Origin of the sequence: Rhodococcus sp. KRD197, from assembly GCF_017168235.1 — a bacterium.
In the GTDB taxonomy this organism is placed as follows: Bacteria; Actinomycetota; Actinomycetes; order Mycobacteriales; family Mycobacteriaceae; genus Rhodococcoides.
Genome location: NZ_JABFAO010000016.1, coordinates 178,115 through 195,387, shown reverse-complemented (window position 1 = coordinate 195,387; position 17,273 = coordinate 178,115). Strand labels below are relative to the sequence as shown.

Below are 17,273 nucleotides of genomic sequence, written 5' to 3'. Positions count from 1 at the left end.
CCACGACTCGGGAGGTCAGGCGAATGCCTCTATCGGGGGGCATGCGCACACGAGATTTCGATCGCCGTGGGCTCCGTCGATCCGGCGTACAGACGGCCATACCTTGGCGCGACCGGAGACTGCTGCCGGGTAGACCGCTTCCTCGCGGGAATACGGATGTGTCCACTCCCCCACGAGGCAGCGCGCGGTGTGCGGTGCCCCCCGCAACGGATTGTCCTCGACCGGCCATTCCCCACTACCCACACGATCGATTTCTCCGCGTATCGCGATCATGGCGTCGCAGAACGCGTCGATCTCATCGAGATTCTCGCTTTCGGTCGGCTCGACCATGAGTGTGCCCGCCACCGGAAAGCTCATGGTCGGTGCGTGGAAACCGTAGTCGGCGAGCCGTTTCGCGACATCGTCGACGGTGACGCCGGTGGCCTTGGTCAGACCGCGCAGATCGAGGATGCACTCGTGCGCCACCATCGCATTGTCACCGGTGTAGAGCACGGGAAAGTGCTCGTCGAGTCGCCGGGCTATGTAGTTGGCCGACGCGATTGCTGTCAGGGTTGCGCGGCGAAGGCCCTGTGCACCCATCATCCTCACGTAGGCCCAGGTGATCGACAGAATGGACGCACTGCCGAACGGTGCAGCGGACACCGTGGGCCCGTCACCGAGCTCGGCACGCAGCGGGTGGCCGGGTAGGTAGGGCGCCAGATGCGACCGAACGCCGATCGGACCGACGCCCGGTCCGCCGCCGCCGTGCGGAATGCAGAACGTCTTGTGCAGGTTGAGGTGGCTCACGTCTCCGCCGAAACGCCCCGGTCGGGCAAGTCCGACAAGCGCATTCAGGTTGGCGCCGTCGACGTAGACCTGGCCACCCGCGTCGTGCACCGCCGCGCAGATGTCGTCGATCTCGTGCTCGTAGACGCCGTGGGTCGACGGATAGGTGATCATGATGCCCGCGAGGCTGTTCGCGTGGGCCGCGATCTTGGCGCGCAGGTCATCGACGTCGACGTCGCCGTTGGATCGGCAGCCGACCACGACGACCTTCATACCCGCCATCACAGCGGACGCAGCATTGGTCCCGTGCGCGCTCGATGGGATCAGACAGACGTCGCGGCTGTCGTCCCCGCGACTGAGGTGGTACCTGCGGATGGCGAGGAGACCGGCATATTCGCCTTGACTACCGGCGTTGGGCTGAATGCTGACCGCGTCGTATCCGGTGATGTCGACCAGCCACTTCTCGACGTCGGTGATCACGGAGCGGATGCCCTCGGTGTCCTCGTCCGGCGCAAAAGGATGCAGGCGCGCGAACTGCGGCCAGGTGATCGACTCCATTTCGGCGGTGGCGTTGAGCTTCATGGTGCACGAGCCCAGGGGGATCATGCTGCGGTCGAGCGCAATGTCCTTGTCGGACAGGGTGCGAAGGTAGCGCAGCATCGCCGTCTCGGTGCGGTGGCGGGTGAAGGCGGGATGGGCGAGAAACTCCGACGTCCGCGTCAGTGGCATTGGGATGGACGGGGCGTGGTCGCCGTCTGACCGGACGGCCCCGAATGCTGCCAGGACAATATCGACGTGGTCCGTAGTGGTCGCCTCGTCGCAGGAGACACCGACGGTGTCCGCGTCGACGAACAGCAGGTTGATACCGGCCGCTTTCGCTTCCTCCACGACCGTCCGAGCGCGCCCGGGAACGTCGACGGTGACCGTGTCGAAGAAGTTATCGCTCGCCAACGTCAGACCAGCTGTGCGTAACCCGTCGGCAAGCGTGAGTGCATGCAGATTGACCTGTCGAGCTATCGACCGCAATCCCTCACTGCCGTGGTAACTCGCATACATCGCTGCAACGATGGCCAGAAGCACCTGTGCGGTGCAAATATTGGAGGTCGCCTTCTCACGGCGGATGTGCTGCTCCCGAGTTTGGAGCGCAAGGCGGTAGGCAAGATTGCCGTCGGCATCCACCGAAACTCCCACCAGACGGCCGGGCAGCTGCCGAGCGAGTGACGAGCCGACCGCGAGATAGCCGGCGTGGGGTCCGCCGAATCCCATGGGAACACCGAATCTCTGGGTGGTGCCGAAACACGCATCTGCACCCAACTCCCCGGGTGGGGTGACGAGCGTCAGCGCTAGCAGATCCGCGCCGAGAGCCACCAAAGCGCCACGCTCATGGGCTGCGGCGACGAGGTCGCGATGATCGACGAGCGCTCCGGACGCACCCGGTATCTGCGCGAGAACTCCGAAGAACTCACCATCGGGAAGGCCGTGCGAGAGGTCGGCACGAACGAGTTCGATTCCCAGCGGTTCTGCACGGGTGGCGAGGACAGCATGTGTCTGCGGGAAGACATCGTTGTCGACGACGAAGCGATGGGAGGCCGACTTTCGATTGGCCCGCCGGAGCAACGTCATCGCTTCGGCTGCTGCCGTGGACTCGTCGAGCATCGACGCGTTCGCCACATCCATCGCCGTCAGATCCGACACCATCGTCTGGAAATTCAGCAGGGCTTCGAGACGGCCCTGGCTGATCTCCGGCTGGTACGGCGTGTACGCGGTGTACCACGCGGGGTTCTCGAGGATGCCCCGAGTGAGAACCGGCGGGGTCAGGGTGTCGTAGTAGCCGAGTCCGATCATCGACGTCGCGACGACGTTCTTCGAGGCAATCTCGGCGAGTTCGGCCAACGCAGCGTGTTCACCCACGGCAGTCGGCAGTGTGTCGAGGCCGTCGGCCACCCCGTCGACCGAATGATCGAGGATCGATTCCGGAACGGCTCGTGCGGCCAGTTGCTCGAGCGATTCCACTCCGACGACATCGAGGATGCGCGCAAGTTCGAGTCGATCGGGACCGATGTGCCGATCGGCGAAGGACGAGCGGGGAATCTGTTCGGTCACGAGAGGCTCCAAGGTGTGCGTGCAGAAGGTGGGCTCTTTTCGCGCGGTTGCGCGATCAGTCCTCCCCCTCTGTCGCATGCTCGTCTCAACGAGCGCCTGAGAGATTCGATCACCGTCGGCCGTGCAGCCTAAGCGTCTTTCCCCTTGGGCGGGTGGTTCTTCCACCACTTTCCAGAGTCGCCGAAGCAGATACGGTCCGGGTGCCTGAGAGATTGACGGGGAGGTATTGCTCCTTCGGCGTCCGGAACTGGCGATCCCGGAACTCTCCCGTGCCTGCGCGACGTAGCGATGAGTTTAGCCTGTTTTGCGGCTTGCGCGATTCTTGCGACGCGATGCCAGCTCGTCCTCCGGGCTGGTCTCCGACTCGCCACCGTCGGCTCGCTCGGCAGGGAAGTCGGCGATGAGGCCGGTCAGCTCACGCATGGCACCGTTGACGGCGATACCGAACACACCTTGACCACCCTGTAGCAGGTCGACGACCTCCTCAGCGGACGTGCACTCGTACACGGTCGTGCCATCCGAGAACAGGGTGATGTTCGCAAGATCACCGACACCACGCTGACGGAGGTGGTCGACTGCGACACGGATGTTCTGTAGGGAGATACCGGTGTCGAGCAGGCGCTTGACGATCTTCAGGACCAGCATGTCCTTGAACGAGTACAACCGCTGACTCCCCGAGCCGGCTGCACCGCGTATGGACGGAACCACGAGACCGGTTCGTGCCCAGTAGTCGAGCTGGCGATAGGTGATACCAGCGATTTGGCATGCGCTCGGGACTCGGTAACCCACCAGATCATCAGGCACCGAATCATCTGGGAACAATCCGGGCTGGATGTCACCGGAACTCGCGGCCCTCGGCGCAGAAGCATCGGCCCCCGGCGCAGCGCTCGCTGAACTCTGGTGCTCCTGCGGCGTATCTCCCACTGACTGCTCCCTCTCGAATGTCTCGACACTGCGCGAGGCGAGTGATCTCGCCCCGGCCGGATGCGAATTCCGGCCTACTGCAACGTGAAGTTCCATTCCGCGTACCAGGCCAGACTACTCCCCGGGACGGATCGGCGACATACGATCACCGACTGCGAACTCACAAAAGAGACGCTATGGGTCAGCAGGGAGAGGGTCAACGCAACGCGCCGTAAGGCTGAACCTAAAGTTGAGGTTGAGACTCATCCGTTACCGGAATGACCCTTCAACCGTCCGTGGCCTTGAAATCGTCCGGCGATACGGATTCGAGAAACTCCTTGAACTTCTCGACCTCGTCCTCGCGCTCGTCGGGCATCAACAGTCCCGCTTCCGCCAACACCGGCTCTTCGGCGATGATCGGCACACCCGCCCGCAATGCGATGGCGATGGAATCGGACGGCCGAGCCGACACCCTGACGTCCTTGTCGAAGACGAGATCTGCGTAGAACGTGCCCTCTTGCAGATCGACGATTCGAACTTCCTTGAGCGTGTGACCGAGAGCGATGATCAGTTCCTTGATCAGGTCATGAGTCAATGGCCGTGCCGGTTGGACACCCTGCTGCTCGAGCGCGATCGCGGCGGCCTCGGTCTGCCCGATCCAAATCGGCAGATAGCGATCGCCATCGGATTCGCGGAGTAGCAACACCGGTTGATTCTGGGGCTGCTCGACGCGAATGCCTACTACACGCATTTCACTCATGGTGACTGCCTCCCACATGCGTTGAGAATCTGGCCGGTGGTCCGAGGGCGACCCGACTGCCCTCGAGTCTATGGGAAACCGGCGGCCGAGCGGTGTTGGCATTCTGCGAGCACCGTGATCACCGATCGAGCGAGCCACGCACCGCAGCTTTGACGAGACACGTGTGCAGTGTGAGAGACAGTGCCGCGAGTTCGCGAATCATCTCCTCGGCACGATCGCGGGCTCCGGCATCACGACCCTTGGCGACAGGGCCGGCGATCTGCGCGACAAGGCCGGCTTCGCGATCGGCGGCGAGCTTGAATGCCCGGAGATGTCTCACTTCGAGTCCGAACTGCGACATCGCGTGGGCGGTACGAGCCAGGGTCACCGCATCCTCGTCGTAGAACCCGGCTTGCCCCGGCGTGATCAACCCCGCCCGGAGCAATTCGGTCATGAACGAGTCCTCGATACCGGCGCGTTCCAACAGGTCGGACTTGCTCACTCGAACCTCTCGATCCGGGAGAAATTCTTCCGGCGACACTTCACCCGGCGCCACACTGAGAGTCCGGGGTTTCCGCGGAGCAGGGTCGGCACTTTCCACCCGCGCAACCCCACTGTCGATCGCTTCCAGTTGCTCCTTGATCACCTTCAGCGGAAGGTATTGATCTCGCTGAGCCGTCAACACGTACCGCAGCCTCTCGCAGTCCGCGATGGAGAACCGGCGGTAACCGGACGGTGTTCGCTCAGGCGAGATCAATCCCTCGGCTTCGAGAAATCTGATCTTGGAAATCGTCACATCGGGAAAGTCGGGCCGAAGCCGATCCAGGACGGAGCCTATCGACATCCCCCCGGGAGACTGTTGCCCGACGGCGGTCACTGGCTGCCTGCACCCGCAGACGAATCGCCGACCTGCGAACCAGCGCTGCCGCGGGGGCCCGTGAGGAAGACCAGGCGGAACTTGCCGATCTGAACCTCGTCACCATTGGCGAGCACTGCCGAGTCGACCGGTTCGCGATTGACATAGGTTCCGTTGAGGCTGCCGACGTCGACAACCTGGAACTCGTTTTCGTCCTGACGGAACTCGGCATGACGACGACTGACAGTCACGTCGTCGAGGAAGATGTCGCTGTCGGGATGGCGACCAGCCGAGGTGGTCGGCTGGTCGAGCAGAAAACGAGACCCAGCGTTGGGGCCGCGCTTGACCACGAGCAGCGCCGACCCGACCGGCAAGCCCTCCACGCCCGACACCGGAGCCTCGGCAGTCTGGCTCGTTGCCGACTTATCGAGCTCCTGGAGAAAATCCGCGCGGAATACCGAAGTGGTCTCCGCCGGCGACTCTCCGTAGATGCCGTCGTTGTCGTTCTCGCTCACCGTTTCTCCTTCTCAGTCCGATCGCCCGGGCTTGGAACCACCAGGGTTACGCAGTAATCAACCTGCTCGTTCAACAAATCATGCGGACCTGTGCCAGATCACACAGCTACTCGGCCACGGCAACTACACCTGACGACCGTACCTTGCGGACGGGCACGTGTGTAAGCGGTCGACGGTGTCCGAGCGGGCGAAGTTACCCGGCCGTAATTCCAGCATATCCGTCGGCGTCGAGCATCTGCGCCACCGACTCGTCCAACGCTTGCGCCGATTCGACCTCGAGCTCGACCAACCAGCCCTCGGTGTAGGGACCCGAGTTGACCTTTTCCGGGCTCGTGTCCAGATCCTCGTTCACGGCAATGACTTTGGCTGTCAACGGCGCGAAAACGTCCGACACGCTCTTGGTCGATTCGACCTCTCCCATCGACGATCCCGCGGTCACCTCGTCACCGATGGCGGGCAGTTGCACGAACACCACGTCACCGAGCTGCCCCTGCGCGTAGTCGGTGATCCCGACGCGCACGGTGGTCGGCGCGGTTCGCTGAACCCACTCGTGTTCCGGTGTGTACAGCAGGTCGGCCGGCGGGGAGATCTCACTCACGTCTGCATTCCTTTCGGGCGGTTGGAGCTCGTCCTGTCGGAGCAGAGCTAGTTTCCGGGCTGAGAGTATTGAGGCAGACGAGGATCCCGCAAGGCGGACACCTCGACCAGGTCCGATCGAACCACATCGCAGCGTCCGCCGTTGCGAGCAACCGTGTCGATGACGCCACCCGGTATGTCGAGGGCAGCAGCGAGAGTCGCGGGTTCGCCGATCGCGGTGAACACGAACGGTGCGGACATCTCGACGCCGTCTACGATCACTCCCCCCGCCTTTCCGGCAATCCACGACTCGACCCCGATACGGACCGGTTCTGCATCTGCACCCGCTATCTGGACCGCCTCCGCGCCTGCCGCTCGTAGTTCCTGCAGAGCGTCGAGCAAGACGTCCGAGCCGATTCCGGTATGAGGATCGGATACCGTGACCACCACACCCGGGCCCGTCGCAGCGGTCATGCCCACCTGGATAGACAGTGACTCGAGCCGTGCACGGGCATCGGCCAGCGCCGCACCACCTGAATCGGAGCGATCCAGGGCGGCCAACGTCGCCTCGAGATCGGCGATCTCCTCCCGCAGAGCCGCCTCTCGGCGTCCGACGTTGTCGAGTACAACCAGCAGGTCGGCCGGTCTTGCCGCGTCGAGGGAGTCGCTGCTGTCGTTCTCCCGAACCTGAACCACCAGCCCGAAGCCCAGCAAGACCATCAACACAATCGTCAGGGAGCCGAACAGAATCGACCTGGGCCGCGTGCCGACGAGCGCACGTATGCGATCGCTGCGGAAATGCTGTCTGCGGAGCTTGTGCCTGCCGTCCTCGGTCACGACGCCCTCACGCACCGAGCAGTCGACGACGCAGAGCCGCGGCGTTGCCGAAGATTCGGATGCCGAGGACCACCACGATCGCAGTCGAGAGCTGAGTGCCGACACCGAGTTGATCGCCGAGCCACACGATCAGAGCTGCAACGAGCACGTTGAAGACGAAGGACACCACGAACACCTTGGAGTCGAAGATGCCGTCGAGAAACGCGCGGATTCCCCCGAACAGCGCATCGAGCGCAGCCACGACCGCGATGGGAAGATATGGAGCCAAGCTGGCCGGCACCTGCGGTCCGGATACCGTTCCGACCGCGACACCGATGCACAGAGCCAGGACCGCCATTGCCACGAGAACACCGCCGCGACCGGACCGCCCCACCGCCGCATGCGTGCCGAGTTCGTCGCCCTGTTCGATCTGATCCTCCTTGCGCATGTTCTCCTCGCCCATTCTCTCGTCGCTCACGTTCTCCCGTTGCTCACGGCTGTCCTCCTGGGGTCGCCGACCGAATCGTGCGCACCACCGAGGCCGGCATGTCGAGTTCGTCGGCGACGCGGACATCGAAGCCGACCTGATAGAGCTGCGCCAATGCGGACAGGCGCAGGTAGGCGTCACTGACAGCGAAACGCGCCTGCAGCTGGCTGGGTGATCCGATCGCGGCCACCGTGTAGGGAGCGAAGACAGGTCGGTTGTCGACCAACATCGAACCTCCTGCCTGCCTGATGGTGACGCCCGGCCCGATGCGTACATCGTCGACGGTAACGGCCTCGGCGCCACTGACCCACAGAGAGTTGACGAGAACCTGCAGATCTCGATCGAGAACCGCGGCCTCGGACGATCCCCGCACGGGGCTCGACACGTCCGACAGGTTCACCGGTGTCGGAGGTTCGGCCACCGTCACCACGATGCCCGGACCTGAGGCCGTCGCCGCGCCGGCAGCGATCTCCAGCGCGGAGAGCTCGGTCAGCACGCTTTCACCCGCTGCGTCGTCGGTCAGCGCTGCCGCTCGAATCGCTTCGAGATCCTCGGCCAGCTCCCGACGATTGTCGTCGAGGGCGGCAGCTCGGTCCTGCGCGGCGCGGACGCTCGCGAGAATGTCACCTCGCTCACCGGAGCCATCGACGTTGTTCGAGGCCAGCTGAGACATCGCAATCCCGAAAACGCAGCCGACGAGCAAGGCCCCGAGAACCGCCACCGCGATGTCCGCCTTGTTGGGCCTGCCGCCGCGGGGCTTTTTCGACGCTGCTGCCGCGTAACCGGGATCGAGATGCTCCGACATCAGGGAGCGTAGAAGCGAGGGAACGGGATTGCGGCGGACGGGGTCACGCATCGCGGGCTGACCGATCCGATGTCCTGGGCACGGCTCGGGCAATGCCCATGGCTTTGTAGGTGTAGAGGGCGCCGGTCCATATGTAGAGTCCGGTTCCCCAGATGATCAGGGCATACCCGATCGGTGCCAGTATTTGCGCGATCGTCGAATCGCCGGTGGACCCCAGTAGCACGGGGAGCGCGATCATGATGACGAACGTCGCTGCTTTGCCGAGGTATATGACCTCCGGCGGTGGGAGACCTCGTCGTCGATAGATCAGTAGCGTTGCGGCCAGGATCAGGTCCCGGCCGATGAGAATTGCCGCCACCCACCACGGGATTATCCCTCGGACAACGAATGCGACGAGCGTCGTTACCACGGACAAACGGTCCACGAGCGGGTCCAGCAGTGCGCCGATCCGCGAGGACTGGTCGAGCACGCGAGCGAGTTTGCCGTCCAGCCAGTCGGTTGCGCCGCTCGTGAGCAGTATCGCCAGAGCCCACCCGTCCGCGCGGAGTACGAGGAACAGATACAGGAACAACGGGATGAACAGCAGTCGGACCACGCTGAGCACGTTGGGCACGGTGACGATGCGGTCGCTGAGCCCTGTGTGCGGAATGCTCACCGTGCCCACCTCGATCCCAAGTTGCTGCGCGCCCGCCGTCGAAATCCGACCACGTCGCCGCACGTCATTGCCACGCGAACACCGGCTGCTCGAAGTGTGCCACGCGAGTATGCCGACGGTGTAGCACGACTTCCCTGAACTGGTGCACTATCGCACCGGTCGGAGCATGTACCAGGGAGCCACGGAACGGCCACTGCACGACCGGCCTGTCGGATTGCGCGATGGAGACGAATCGAGGGTCGGTGTCGAGCTCGTGCGCGTGCACCTCGTAGACGGTCGCCACCTCGTCGGGACTGGGCACGACATCGCCCAGCGAGTCACCGATCCACACCACGAACGGAGTGATCACGTAGCCCGAGCGGGTGAGGAAGTCGTCGAGTCGACCGAGGATGCTCGACGGTTCGGCCGCGACACCGAGTTCTTCCTCGAGCTCACGTAGGCAAGCCTCTTCCGCCGTCTCTCCTGGGTCGATACGACCACCCGGCAGAGCGAACTGCCCGGGATGCGCGCGAAGCTGTACCGGCCTCATTGTGAGAAGCATCCGGCGCTGCCCCACGGGGCCGCCGATGGTCACCGCGACGGCGGCCGCACGACGGTCCTCGATGGCGACGCGCCGAGGGACGAACTCGGCGAGGGCCGAGTCGATCGACTGCCGCTCGAGCCGACCATCAGGATCACCGTTCATGACAACGAGCCTAGAGGCCGACCGGCGACCATCGGCATCGAAGTCGTGCGCCCGGTCCGACAACGCCGACCACGAGGTCCTCAGCGGGCTGCCGCGCGACCGGCGGCCCGGCCGGAAAAGATGCAACCGCCGAGGAAGGTCCCTTCGAGCGAACGGTATCCGTGCACCCCTCCGCCGCCGAATCCCGCTACCTCACCAGCGGCGAACAATCCCTCGAACGGTGTTCCATCGGGCCGAAGAACACGAGAGTCGAGGTCGGTCTGCAAGCCGCCGAGCGATTTGCGGGTGAGCAGGTGCAGCTTGACGGCGATCAGCGGACCGGACTTCGGATCCAACATGCGGTGGGGCGCCGCGATCCGCGCCGCCCTGTCACCCTTGTATTTCCGGGCGGCGTGGATCACCGACACGGACAGGTCCTTGCTGAAGTCGTTGTCCATCTCCCGATCCCTGGCCGTCAACAGGGTTTCGATCGCCGAGGTTTCCAGCTGGACTTCGCCGATCTTGTTCATCCCTGCCACGAGCTCGTCGACCGAGTCCGCGACGACGAAATCTTCACCCCGACGTTTGAACGCCTCCACCGGACCCGGGGCTCCGGATCGAACTCGTTCGAGCAGCTTTCGCACGCTGCGGCCGGTGAGGTCCGGGTTCTGCTCTTGACCGGACAGCCCGAACTCCTTCTCGATGATCTTCTGATCGAGTACGAACCACGAGTAGTCGTACCCGGTGCGGACGATGTGCTCGAGCGTGCCGAGTGTGTCGAAACCCGGAAACAGTGGTGCGGGCAGTTGCTTGCCCGTCGCGTCCAGCCAGAGGCTGGATGGCCCGGGCAGAATCCGGATGCCGTGGTTCGGCCAGATCGACTCGTAGTTGGTGATTCCCTCTGTGTAGTGCCACATTCGGTCCGGATTGATCACGCTGGCGCCGGCATTGCGGCTGATTTCGAGCATGCGACCGTCCACGTGCGCCGGCACGCCCGTCAGCATGTGCTTCGGCGGAGATCCGAGACGTGCGGGCCAGTTCTGCTTCACGAGTTCCCAATTGGCGCCGATACCGCCGGAGGTGACGATCACCGCCCCTGCCTCCATCTCGAACTCGCCACGCGTCTCGCGCGAGGACGCGACGCCGCGGGCGGCCGAGGACGGTTCGAGTACGACGCCGCGAACACCGGTGGCTCGACCGTCGGTGACGACGATGTCGTCGACGCGGTGTCGGTGCGCCATCGTCACCAATCCCTGTTCGATCCCCTGACGGACAGTACGAGCGAAGATCTCGACGAGAGCGGGGCCTGTGCCCCAGGTGATGTGAAATCTCGGCACAGAGTTGCCGTGACCCGTTGCACCGTACCCACCGCGCTCGGCCCACCCGACGAGCGGAAAGATCTTCAGTCCGCGCTCACGCAGCCAACTTCGTTTCTCCCCGGCCGCGAACTCCACGTACGCCTGCGCCCAGCGTCGAGGCCAGGCGTCCTCGTCACGGTCGAAGCCCGCGGTGCCCATCCAATCCTGCAGGGCCAGATCGTAGGAGTCCTTGATACCGAGCCTTCGTTGCTCGGGACTGTCGACGAAGAACAGGCCACCGAACGACCAGAAAGCCTGCCCACCCAGGTTGGCCTCGTTCTCCTGGTCGAGGAGGATGACGCGTTTACCCCTCGATATCAGTTCGGCGGTGGCCACCAGTCCGGCCAGGCCGGCTCCGACGACGATGACGTCTGCTGCGCCGTCGACATGTGCTGTGCCCTTCACGGTCACCACTCCCCCGGTTCGTGCTTCTCGTTCGCACTGGTTACGAGTTCGACTGTAGCCTGCGTCACGTCGAGCCCGGCGTCCGACGCAGCTTTGGTTGTGCAGCACAAATGCCCGAAACGACCGCTTTGCAGCGCTCGCTGAACCATCTGAGATACTTTCTCCGGAGTCGGGATGATTCGTTCTGCTCGGCGATGCGCCGCGCAATGATGGAGGCGCTTTGTTCCGATCTCGCGACCAAAGGCAGAGCGAGTCCGCCCACAAGTATCTGGACTTCGCAGCGGTATCGCCCGCGCTGGAGAACGCGGCAGAAGTTACGGCACGGGCTCTGGATTTCCCTGTAGCTCTGGTCAACATCCTCGACGACTGCAACCAATACACGCTGGTAGCCCACGGCTCCGATGCGGTTCGCGGACAGGTCATTCCCCGGTCGAGCGCGGCATGCGATGCGGTGGTCGAACAAGGCAGACCCATTGTCGTTCAGGATGTCGATTCGCCCAACGGCGCTCGTTGGAGCACAGCACGGGCGTTCGGGAACCCCACCGATTCACTCCTGAAAGTGCTGCGGGAGTCAGGGCTACGCGCCTACGCCTCCATCCCGCTGTTCGGCCGCGAATCAGTACCGATCGGCACTCTGTGCATCCTCGACGTGCTGCCGCGGACCCTGTCGCCGGAGAAGTTTCGCCTTCTCGAACAACTCGCGGTCATGGTGGAAGAACACCTCGATACCCAAAGGGATCGCGCACGGGTCGCCGCGAATCCCGCTACCTCGAGTGAGCTCACCGCGGCTGTGGACAACGGACAGATCACCCCGTGGTACGAGCCGATCGTCGATTTGCATACCGGCGGCGTGTTCGCGCTCGAGGCACTGGCGAGATGGGAGCATCCAACCCGAGGTTTGCTCACTCCCGGGGAGTTCATCGAGCAGGTGGAAAACACCGACCTCATCGTCGACCTGGACCTGAGAATACTGTCTCGAGCGTTGTCCGATTTCGTGAAGTGGCACCTCGATCGCCCAGGACTCAAGTTGTCCGTCAACATTTCCGGACACCACCTCGAACGCCTGGACTGCGTGGACCGCATCGTCAGCGCCGTACACGCGTCCGGTGTGTCCCCGAAGTCGGTTGTACTGGAAGTGACGGAGACGGCTCGCGGCGCGGGAGTCGACGACGAGGCCAGAATAGTCGCGGCGCTCCGATCGAGCGGATTCACCGTGCTTCTCGACGATTTGGGCTCCGGGTGGTCGCCGATACCTCGGATCACACACGTAACCGTCGATGGCTTCAAACTCGATCGGGCGCTGGCGGCGTCGTTGCACACCAAGATCGGTGAGGCGGTCGCCCACGCGATGCTGCAGTTCGCCGGGGAGTTGGACCACTGTGTGGTCTTGGAGGGGGTCGAGAACATGGACCGCCTCGGCAGGGCACGGACGCTGGGGTTCACCCATGGCCAGGGGCATCTCTTCTCCACCGCGATGAACGCCGAGGATGTCCCGCGCTTTCTCTACGAGTGGTCCGCGCAGGAGTGGCCACGGCTGGACGCAGAGCGAAGCTGAAACCGCCCCGCATCTGTCGGCCCCGTCGTCTATGGTCCTAGCGACGTCGACCGAGAGGTGTTCAGATGCCCGTACCTTCCGCTGCGCGTGACCGAATCCGTCCCGTGGTCCCGCCGTTCCTGCTGGAGCGGATAGCAGAGCATTCCGCGGAGAACAGGCAGGGCGTCAGGGTCCCTCATGCCTCGTCGAGCGCAGCCCACACGCTGGAGGTCGACCGCGAGTTTCTCGACCGCCGCGCACATGCGCAGAGTATCGACAACGACAGCGCACCGGATACCACCCGAGCATTGATGCGCTCCATCCACGACGCGCAGAACACCCGAGAATTGCCGGGCACGCTGGTTCGCCGAGAAGGGCAGCCGCCGACGGGTGACCGATCGGTGGACGAGGCATACGCGGGTCTCGGTGTGACTTACGAGTTCTTTCGACAGGTGTACGGGCGCAACAGTCTCGACGGTCGAGGGCTGCCCCTGGTCGCGACGGTGCACTACGACCAGGACTACGACAACGCTTTCTGGGACGGCGAGCGAATGGTGTTCGGCGACGGTGACGGTGAGGTGTTCGGACGCTTCACGGCCTCGCTCAGCGTCATCGCGCATGAGCTTGCCCACGGGTTCACGCAGTACTCCTCGCAACTCGAGTATTCCGGCCAGGCAGGTGCCCTGAACGAGTCGTTGTCCGATGTGTTCGGCGTCCTCGTCGAGCAGTATTCGCTGGGCCAGAGTGCTGACGAGGCTTCGTGGTTGGTGGGGAAGGGATTGTTCCTGCCCGCTGTGCAGGGCAGAGCACTCCGGTCGATGATCGAACCGGGAACCGCATACGACGACGATGTACTCGGTCGCGATCCACAACCGGCCGATATGGACAGCTATGTGGTCACCACAGCCGACTACGGTGGCGTGCACATCAATTCGGGAATACCGAACCGCGCCTTCGCGCTGACCGCTATCGGGCTCGGCGGCGCAGCCTGGGAAAGGGCCGGGCAGGTGTGGTTCGACGTCACCACGAATTCTGCCCTGCCGCCCACGGTCGACTTCGAGGGATTTGCTTCGGCCACCGTTGCGGCTGCGCGGTCGCGCTACGGCAACGAGTCCGACGTTCGACGGGTCGTCGAACGAGCCTGGGCTACGGTGGGAGTGTCAGTGCACGACCCCGACTTCTGACGAGTCTGCGACGCGAAGGACATGACATGTTCATCGAGGTGGTTCGGTCGGGTGGTATCGCTGGTTCCATCCGACGGGCCCGGGTGGACCTGGATGCGATAGTCGACGAGGCGTCGGCCCGCGAGTGGCGTGGCCTCGTCGAGCAAGCCCGGCCTCTGATCCTTTCGCAGCCTGCGGCTGTCGCGCCCACGCGCGTGCGTGACGGTTTCGTGTGGACGGTCTCCGTCGACGAGAGCACCTGTCAGATCGACGATGCGTCGATGACCGGACCGCTCCGCGACCTGGCGCAACGCGCGCTGCGTGAGGGCCGCAGAGTCTGATCGTCTTACAGGACCAGGGGCTAGTACTGAGCCCGCTTGGGTTCGAGCCGATACGTGATCAACCGTGAACTGTTGGCAACTACGGCGACCGATGACGCGTTGTGCAGAATGGCGGCGAGGACTGGTGACAATGCCCCCGCTGCACTCACTAGTAGCCCGATCGCGTTGACCGCAATCGACATTCCATAGTTCTGACGGATGACCTCCACTGCATGCCCTCCGAGGTCGCGGACGTCGAGAAGCCTGTACAGATCGTCACTTGCCAGAGCAACGTCGGCGGTCTCCACCGCAACGTCTGTTCCAGCCAATCCCATCGCTATGCCGATATCGGCGGCCGCCAGCGCCGGAGCGTCGTTGGTGCCGTCGCCGACCATGGCAACGACATGTCCCTGTCGCTGCAGTTCCTGCACCACGGCCAACTTGTCCTCGGGCATCACCTCTGCGCGCCATTCCGTGATACCGAGTTCCGCCGCCACCGCTGCCGCGGTTTCGGCGTGGTCTCCGGTCAACATGAGCACGCGTTGCACTCCGTCGGATCGCAGGCGTGACAGGACGTCGACTGCCTCGGGCCGAACTTCGTCACGCAGACTGATCAGACCGACCAAATCACCGTCGACCGCGAGCAGCAGCGGGGTCTCGGCCTGCTGCTGCAGCCTGCGGACCCACTCCGCGGCCTTCTCCGATACTGCGACATTCTCCCCCTGCAACAGTGACGGGCTGCCGAGCAGCATCGTGCGTCCGTCAGCCCAGGTCCTCATCCCGAGCCCAACCAGGACTTCGCATTCCTCATGCGGCGGGATGGCGATGTACCGCTCCTCGGTGGAGCGAATCACTGCCTCTGCCAGTGGGTGTCGTGAGTGAATCTCCGAACTGGCCGCGTAGGCCAGAACCTGCTCGGGTTCCCAGTCGTCGGCGAAGGCCACGACGTTCGTCACCACCGGCCGTCCCATGGTCAGGGTTCCGGTCTTGTCGAAGACAATGGTGTCCACGCGGCCGGCGAGTTCCAGGTGTGAGCCACCCTTGATGAGGATCCCGCGTCGGGCACCGTTTCCGATCGCAGCGCTGATCGCAGTGGGGGTGGACAGCCCGACGGCGCACGGACACGCCACCAGCAACATCGTCATCGCGCGACGCACATCTCGGGTCACCACGAGCGTGAGTGCGGACAGTAGGAACGACGTCGGCACGAATCGTCGTGAGAAGTTCTCGCCCACCGTCTGGATCGGCGCGCGATCCTCCTGCGCCTCTTCCACGCGAGAGATGATGCGTCCGATGGTCGTGTCGTTTCCGACGGCGGTTGCACGAACCACGAGCCGACCTCGAACGACGACCGATCCGGCGTGGATGCGTGCGCCCGCGGCTACCGATACCGGCAGTGTCTCACCCGTGATCGCCGACTGATCGACGATGGACTCCCCCTCGACGACGATCCCGTCGACAGGAGCCGCGACGTGATCGTGCACCACTACGTCGTCGCCGACGCACAGCGATTCGGTATCGACCGAGACTTCGCTGCCGTCCGCGAGCCTGACCCATGCGGTGTCCTGGGTGCCGTTGAGGAGATCGGCAATCGCGCGTCTCGTTCGTCGCAGAGTCAGTTCTTGCAGGTACTCACCTATGTTGAGAAGCCACAGCACAGTGAGTGCGACCACGTTCTCCCGTAGCACGAGACTAGCGACGGTGGCAGCGGAGACGAGTGCATCAGTGCCTGCGCCTCGGTTGCCCGACAGTGAGCGCAACGCGCCTCTGAGAAATGGGTAACCGGTGAAGACGGTTGCGCCGGTGGCGACCAGGCGACTGGTCGGTCCGAGAACTGGCGGACGGTTCAAGCCGTAGCGGCGAAAACCCAGTAGAACCAGCGCCGCTCCACCGACAGCCATTCGCAGGACCTCGGCGCTGCCGACATCGGCCGATCGCGGGGTGCGTTCGGGAACATCCGACCACTCGACTTCGCAACCGGTCTCGATCGCCGCGATCAGCTCGGCGCGGTCGATGCGTGTCGGTGAGATCCATACAACAACTGAGGCCGTTCGCGGGTAGGCGTGTGCGGCGCGAACCCCGAGAACCCTGTCGACTGCATCCTCGATCGCGACGGCTCGGCCGGGGCTCGCGCGGAGCCAGGGTACCTCGAATCTGATGCGTCCTGCGGCGTCGGAGACGATCCGGATACTGGTGGCCGACTCACCGACGGGCATGTCCGGCCTTCGAAACGAAACAACCGTCGAAGACACGATCAGTGACTGTGACCGTGTCCGGTTTCACCGGCTACCGGTGGCGCAACCTCTTCACCCAACCGCTCTTTGGCCTCGGCGACCACGTCGGATACGGAAAGCCGAGCAGATTCGGCACCCTCCTCTGCCTTTCGGACGCCGCGCAGACTCCATTCGGTCGCCGTGACGGCCGCTTCGCGAAGCGGAGCTTTCGCGATCAGCGTCTTGGCGCCGTTATAGGCTGCCACGCCCACCGCTCCAGTGACGACGGTGGACACAGCTTTCGCGAGCATTATCTGAAAGGCCATTTCGACATCATATGGCGTCCGACACCAGGGTGTGAGGGCCGGATGCCTTGCAGTTTCAGGTGCACACATG

At 64.0% G+C, this 17,273-nt stretch carries 17 protein-coding genes and 1 riboswitch; of the genes, 3 read left to right on the top strand and 14 right to left on the bottom strand.

What is annotated here, in order from left to right; all coding sequences use genetic code 11:
* Positions 1-15: 15 nt before the first annotated feature.
* The 12 genes from gcvP to J1M86_RS22785 all read right to left on the bottom strand — a co-directional run bounded on the left by gcvP (position 16) and on the right by J1M86_RS22785 (position 11,647).
* Positions 16-2,868, bottom strand: a complete 2,853-nt coding sequence (gene gcvP / locus J1M86_RS22840; RefSeq protein WP_307786718.1) for an aminomethyl-transferring glycine dehydrogenase — start codon at positions 2,866-2,868, stop codon at positions 16-18.
* A gap of 182 nt (positions 2,869-3,050) precedes the next feature.
* A riboswitch (glycine riboswitch) is annotated at positions 3,051-3,148 on the bottom strand.
* A 14-nt stretch (positions 3,149-3,162) separates the two neighbouring features.
* The gene (locus J1M86_RS22835; protein WP_075840293.1) at positions 3,163-3,792 is read right to left on the bottom strand and encodes a MerR family transcriptional regulator; all 630 of its coding nucleotides are present in this window, start codon (positions 3,790-3,792) and stop codon (positions 3,163-3,165) included.
* Between the two features lie 265 nt (positions 3,793-4,057).
* Complete coding sequence (locus tag J1M86_RS22830; RefSeq protein WP_206511465.1) at positions 4,058-4,531, bottom strand: bifunctional nuclease family protein; 474 nt, start codon at positions 4,529-4,531, stop codon at positions 4,058-4,060.
* Between the two features lie 118 nt (positions 4,532-4,649).
* Positions 4,650-5,387 (bottom strand): MerR family transcriptional regulator, encoded by a 738-nt coding sequence (locus J1M86_RS22825; protein ID WP_075840294.1) that lies wholly within the window; start codon positions 5,385-5,387, stop codon positions 4,650-4,652.
* Positions 5,384-5,881: a glycogen accumulation regulator GarA gene (garA, locus tag J1M86_RS22820; RefSeq protein WP_075840295.1), complete on the bottom strand. Its 498-nt coding sequence runs from the start codon at positions 5,879-5,881 to the stop codon at positions 5,384-5,386. The genes J1M86_RS22825 and garA overlap by 4 nt, the downstream gene beginning before the upstream one ends.
* Before the next feature lie 193 nt (positions 5,882-6,074).
* A complete protein-coding gene (gene gcvH, locus J1M86_RS22815) occupies positions 6,075-6,479 on the bottom strand; it encodes a glycine cleavage system protein GcvH (protein WP_206511464.1) in 405 nt (134 codons plus the stop codon).
* A 47-nt stretch (positions 6,480-6,526) separates the two neighbouring features.
* A complete protein-coding gene (locus tag J1M86_RS26755; RefSeq protein WP_307786721.1) occupies positions 6,527-7,240 on the bottom strand; it encodes a DUF881 domain-containing protein in 714 nt (237 codons plus the stop codon).
* Positions 7,241-7,301: 61 nt separating this feature from the next.
* Positions 7,302-7,631 carry a small basic family protein gene (locus J1M86_RS22805; RefSeq protein WP_075840307.1) on the bottom strand — a complete coding sequence of 110 codons (330 nt, stop codon included), beginning with the start codon at positions 7,629-7,631 and terminating at the stop codon, positions 7,302-7,304.
* 133 nt (positions 7,632-7,764) lie between these two features.
* The gene (locus tag J1M86_RS22800) at positions 7,765-8,616 is read right to left on the bottom strand and encodes a DUF881 domain-containing protein (protein ID WP_230558098.1); all 852 of its coding nucleotides are present in this window, start codon (positions 8,614-8,616) and stop codon (positions 7,765-7,767) included.
* Complete coding sequence (locus J1M86_RS22795; protein WP_206511463.1) at positions 8,609-9,220, bottom strand: CDP-alcohol phosphatidyltransferase family protein; 612 nt, start codon at positions 9,218-9,220, stop codon at positions 8,609-8,611. The genes J1M86_RS22800 and J1M86_RS22795 overlap by 8 nt, the downstream gene beginning before the upstream one ends.
* 64 nt (positions 9,221-9,284) lie before the next feature.
* Entirely contained in the window at positions 9,285-9,905 is a 621-nt protein-coding gene (locus J1M86_RS22790) for a CoA pyrophosphatase (protein WP_075837661.1), read from the bottom strand.
* 80 nt (positions 9,906-9,985) lie between these two features.
* Positions 9,986-11,647: an FAD-binding dehydrogenase gene (locus J1M86_RS22785; RefSeq protein ID WP_206511462.1), complete on the bottom strand. Its 1,662-nt coding sequence runs from the start codon at positions 11,645-11,647 to the stop codon at positions 9,986-9,988.
* 220 nt (positions 11,648-11,867) lie between these two features.
* Here J1M86_RS22785 and J1M86_RS22780 point away from each other — a divergent pair, with 220 nt between their 5' ends.
* From J1M86_RS22780 to J1M86_RS22770, 3 genes are all read left to right on the top strand, one after another.
* Positions 11,868-13,202 carry an EAL domain-containing protein gene (locus J1M86_RS22780; protein WP_206511461.1) on the top strand — a complete coding sequence of 445 codons (1,335 nt, stop codon included), beginning with the start codon at positions 11,868-11,870 and terminating at the stop codon, positions 13,200-13,202.
* A gap of 65 nt (positions 13,203-13,267) precedes the next feature.
* A complete protein-coding gene (locus tag J1M86_RS22775; RefSeq protein WP_206511460.1) occupies positions 13,268-14,365 on the top strand; it encodes a M4 family metallopeptidase in 1,098 nt (365 codons plus the stop codon).
* A gap of 26 nt (positions 14,366-14,391) precedes the next feature.
* Positions 14,392-14,685, top strand: a complete 294-nt coding sequence (locus J1M86_RS22770; protein WP_075840297.1) for a protealysin inhibitor emfourin — start codon at positions 14,392-14,394, stop codon at positions 14,683-14,685.
* Positions 14,686-14,705: 20 nt separating this feature from the next.
* Here the strand turns inward: J1M86_RS22770 and J1M86_RS22765 are convergent, their stop codons facing one another.
* Together J1M86_RS22765 and J1M86_RS22760 are read right to left on the bottom strand one after the other, a co-directional pair.
* Positions 14,706-16,880, bottom strand: a complete 2,175-nt coding sequence (locus tag J1M86_RS22765; RefSeq protein ID WP_206511526.1) for a cation-translocating P-type ATPase — start codon at positions 16,878-16,880, stop codon at positions 14,706-14,708.
* Positions 16,881-16,918: 38 nt separating this feature from the next.
* Complete coding sequence (locus tag J1M86_RS22760) at positions 16,919-17,203, bottom strand: DUF1490 family protein (protein ID WP_075840299.1); 285 nt, start codon at positions 17,201-17,203, stop codon at positions 16,919-16,921.
* Positions 17,204-17,273: the final 70 nt, after the last annotated feature.